The organism is Peribacillus sp. P4_D6, from assembly GCF_056401795.1.
The window spans coordinates 1-4466 of record NZ_JBFUIQ010000204.1; the positions used below are offsets into that span (position 1 = coordinate 1).

Below are 4466 nucleotides of genomic sequence, written 5' to 3' on the forward strand. Positions count from 1 at the left end.
ATCCTGTTCAATGGCTATGCTTTTCTTTCTACTCATGCTATTCAAGAAGCGGATTTCAGCGGGTGCCGCAATTGGATCGACTTATTTGGCACTTTTGTTTTTTCGGCCTAATATGCTCTATGATATAGGTTTTCAGCTTTCATTCGCGGTCACATTCTCCATTATCATGTCTTCAAGCATCTTCTTGCAATACCCGAAGAAATCGATGCAGCTATTCATCCTCAGTTCCATCTGCCAACTGGCAGCCCTTCCGATTTTGCTTTTTCACTTTTTTGAAGTATCTTTACTTGGCGTGTTTTTGAACGTATTGTATGTTCCGCTTTATTCCATCATACTGCTGCCATTTTCACTGATTTCCCTCCTCATTCATTTATTACTGCCTTCCTTTGGTCAACCTCTCATATCATTATTGAATTTCACCTTCGTACTCTGCAATAAAGCCGCAGATGCAGCATCAGGATTGCCGCTCGCCTCCATACCGTTTGGAAAGCCGCCTTTCCTCATGATGTTACTACTGGTTATTTCCCTTATGGGGTTATGCCTGACTTGGGAAGTATCCTTTGAAAAAAGTAAAATCTGGTGCGGAATGATAATCGTCCTTTTACTTTTGCAATACAACTTACAAAGGTTCTCGCCTTTTGGTGAAGTGCAAATCATCGACGTAGGACAAGGTGACTCCATTTTCATTTCCCTGCCTTTCAATCGCGGTAATTATTTAATTGATACGGGCGGGCAAATTACATTTCCAATCGATACGTGGGCGATAAAGCGAAAGAAGTTCAACACGGCGGATGATATCATTATTCCATTATTGAAAAGTAAAGGAATCCACCAATTGGACAAATTGATATTAACCCATCCGGATGCAGATCATATGGGAAGTGCAAAAGAATTAATAGATCATTTTAAAGTTGCGGAGATCATCATTGGAGGCTGGAGTGAAGAGCAATATAGGGGTATGGATCTTGTAACCGTGGCGAAAGAGAAAAAAGTGAAAATGACCGTCCTGAAAAGGGGGGACCAATGGGTGGCGGGAGGAGTGCGGTTTGCTGTGCTAAGTCCATTTAAGCAAGAGGAAGATAAGAATGATTCATCCATCGTTCTATTCACTGAGCTTGGCGGAGTGTCATGGTTATTGACCGGCGATATGGGAGAAGAAGGGGAGAGGGAACTTTTGAGAACATATCCGCAGTTGCAGGCGGATATCTTGAAGGTCGGTCACCATGGCAGTAAAACGTCTTCTTCCGCGCCCTTCCTTGAACAGCTGCAGCCGAAAGCGGCGCTTATTTCAGTTGGAAAAGATAACCGTTACGGGCACCCTCATGGAGACGTAATTGGGAATTTGGAGGGGAATGGCATAAAAGTGTTCAGGACGGACGAGGATGGTTCTATTATTTACAAATATTACAAAAGCAGTGGAACCTTTCTGAAGACTCTCCCATAGTATATAGAAAATCAAAAAGAAAGGGACTGCAGCAGCAGCCCCCATCAGGAAAAATAAGTGCATGTAATGAATGAAATCAGGATCCGACAGCTTTAATGACGACAGCTATGGTGAACATGGCAGCGAAAAATACAAAAGAACCGATGAATCCTATAGCGGAATCAGCGACGTCATCTGTCTTTGATTGAACATTCTTTTCGAATTCGTTCATTATTTACCCCTCCTATTTCTGCTAATAGTATAAAACATTACCAAAAAAAAATCTACAGGCTTCATTCCTTCATTTCCTTTACTGACAAGAGTTGTCACAAATAGTTTGGGATTTTGAGGTCAAAATAAAAGTACAAACAAAGCAAGCGAAAACGAAAAGCTCATTTGTTCTACATGAATACTCTACCCGCTTTCAAGGGAGATTACCCGGGCCTTTCTTGAAAGTGTTCATATAGATCCGGAATTAGCCCTTTTAAGGGCTAGTTCCCTTTATAGCTTGTCAAATGGTCCATCCACCTATACCATTAGAGAAGAATACATAGTAAAGAGGCGGATTCTATTGGTATTAGACGTTTGGAAAAGTATAAAAAAAGGGCAATTCGCGCCAGTATACTTGTTATATGGGACGGAAGCCTATCTAATTAATGAAACGAAGCAGCTATTGATCGAGAATGTCCTTCATGAAGATGAGATGGATTTTAACTTTTCTCAATTTGATTTAGAAGAGACGCCTGTTGAAACTGCGCTTGAAGATGTCGAAACCCTCCCGTTTATCGGGGAAAGGCGCCTTGTCTTCATGCAAAACCCATTTTTTTTGACAGCTGAAAAAACGAAGTCAAGAGTTGAGCATAATGTGAAAAGACTGGAAGCGTATTTGGCTGACCCGGTTCCATATTCTATTGTCGTATTGACCGCACCTTATGAGAAACTGGATGAACGGAAAAAAATCACCAAGGAACTGAAGCGTAAGGCGGTTCTCGTTGAAGCGAAGAAGCTTGGTGATCATGAGTTAAAGGGGTGGGTGAAGGAGAGGGTCGAAGCTTCTTCAGTCCGAATAGATGAGCAGGCTACAGAGCTTTTACTTGAACTTGCTGGAACGAATCTGATGATGCTGACGAATGAACTGGATAAAATGGTGCTTTATACGGAAGCTGAGAAGCACATTACAGTCGAGGTAGTGGAAAAGCTGGTCGCAAAATCCCTTGAACAGAATATCTTCACACTTGTTGATCATGTGTTACAGAGAAAAATGGAGAGTGCCATGACGATACTGCACGATCTTCTCAGGCAGAATGAAGAGCCGATCAAGATCTTGAGTGTCATGGCAGGTCAGGTCAGGCTCATGTATCAAGTGAAGGAGCTTTCCCGTCAGGGCTATAGCCAGCAAAAAATTGCGGGTCAACTGAAGGTGCACCCTTACAGGGTAAAGCTGGCACTTGAAAAGACGGGGAAATTCCAGGAACGCGAGTTGTTGAGCATCATGAACGACTTAGCGGAAGCGGATTATAAAATGAAGACCGGCCAAGCAGATAAGGCAATCACGCTTGAGCTGCTGCTTTTAAAAATTAGATGATAAAAAAGGTGGCAGATATCCTGTCACCTTTTTTATGCAAAAAACGGCACAAAAAAAACGATCCGATTGGATCGTTTAATTTTTTGTCATTATGCGTTAAGAGCGTTAAGTCTTTTCGCTAAACGAGATTTTTTACGGGCTGCCGCATTTTTATGGATTAATCCTTTAGATGCAGCTTTGTCTAATTTCACAGCAGCTGTTAAAAGAGCTTCTTTAGCAGCTTCAACGTTTTCACCAGCTAATGCAACTTCAGCGTTTTTCACTGTAGTACGCATAGTTGATCTAACAGTAATGTTATGAACGCGTTTTTTGTCGTTGATTTTTACACGTTTAATAGCAGATTTAATGTTTGGCATTCCGTTCACCTCCTACAAAGAAATCGAGATTATATGAACTCGACTTTTCAAATCCATATCAAATAGCACAAGTGATATTCTATCAGACTGCTCATAAATATGCAATACTTCAGATTGAGAATCGAAAAGGAATTATAATTTCGGGAAAAAATTCATCTCGTCATCATTCATTGTACCAAAAAAATGAATAATAAAAAAGCAAAAACGACAGAATGTTTAAGAGAGACTATTGAAAATACTAGATTAGATACAATTCAAACATCAGGAGGCCGTTATGGAAAATAATTTGGACCTTAGTGAATACGGAATTCGAACAGATTTGGCGATTGAAGCAAAGGAGATTGCCCTTGAACATAAAGGTGTAGTAGAGGAAGTGGATGTTTCCCGCATCGAAGGGGTCATTATTAAGGAAAAAGATGTGGATGATCTGAAGGTATCCTTAGTCGAGGTCACGGCTGAGGGGGAAAAAGAAATCGGAAAAAAACAGGGCAGTTATTTGACCATCGAGGTCCAGGGAATCCGCCAGCAGGATACGGAAACGCAGCAACGGGTGGAAAAGGTGTTCGCCAACGAACTGGCTTACTTTTTGAAACGTAATAAAATCACAAAAGAAAGCAGTTGTCTAGTTGTCGGCCTTGGTAATTGGAATGTTACCCCCGATGCTCTGGGACCTGCAGTCGTTGAGAACCTTGTGGTCACAAGACATTTGTTCGAATTGCAGCCAGAGTCCGTCAAGGAAGGCTATCGGCCGGTCAGTGCCATTTCCCCAGGGGTGATGGGGATTACCGGAATCGAGACGAGTGACATCATAAAAGGCGTCATCGAAAAAAGTAATCCTGATTTCCTTATCGTCGTTGACGCATTGGCTGCCCGTTCGATCGAACGGGTGAACTCTACGATTCAAATTACGGATACAGGCATCCATCCAGGGTCTGGTGTGGGAAATAAACGAAAAGAATTGAGCCAGGATACACTGGGAGTTCCTGTTATAGCAATTGGTATACCTACTGTCGTGGATGCCGTATCCATTGCCAGCGATACGATAGATTATATTTTGAAGCACTTTGGCAAGGAACTGAATGAAGGGGACAGGCCATCACGT

Annotated in this window: 5 protein-coding genes; 3 read left to right on the forward strand and 2 right to left on the reverse strand. The window is 42.0% G+C overall.

What is annotated here, in order from left to right:
* A partial coding sequence (locus AC1DVB_RS25345; RefSeq protein WP_477591526.1) for a DNA internalization-related competence protein ComEC/Rec2 occupies positions 1 to 1444 on the forward strand: 1444 nt, incomplete at its 5' end.
* Positions 1445 to 1520: 76 nt separating this feature from the next.
* Here the strand turns inward: AC1DVB_RS25345 and AC1DVB_RS25350 are convergent.
* A complete protein-coding gene (locus AC1DVB_RS25350; protein WP_034308559.1) occupies positions 1521 to 1655 on the reverse strand; it encodes a YqzM family protein in 135 nt (44 codons plus the stop codon).
* A 339-nt stretch (positions 1656 to 1994) separates the two neighbouring features.
* Between AC1DVB_RS25350 and holA the strand changes: the two genes are divergently transcribed.
* Entirely contained in the window at positions 1995 to 3008 is a 1014-nt protein-coding gene (gene holA, locus AC1DVB_RS25355) for a DNA polymerase III subunit delta (protein ID WP_034308556.1), read from the forward strand.
* 89 nt (positions 3009 to 3097) lie between these two features.
* Here holA and rpsT read toward each other — a convergent pair whose 3' ends face one another.
* A complete protein-coding gene (gene rpsT / locus AC1DVB_RS25360) occupies positions 3098 to 3364 on the reverse strand; it encodes a 30S ribosomal protein S20 (RefSeq protein WP_034308554.1) in 267 nt (88 codons plus the stop codon).
* 274 nt (positions 3365 to 3638) lie between these two features.
* On the opposite strand from rpsT, the gene gpr reads away from it, so the two are divergent.
* Positions 3639 to 4466, forward strand: an 828-nt coding sequence (gene gpr / locus AC1DVB_RS25365; RefSeq protein WP_477591528.1) for a GPR endopeptidase, incomplete at its 3' end; no start/stop codon positions are given.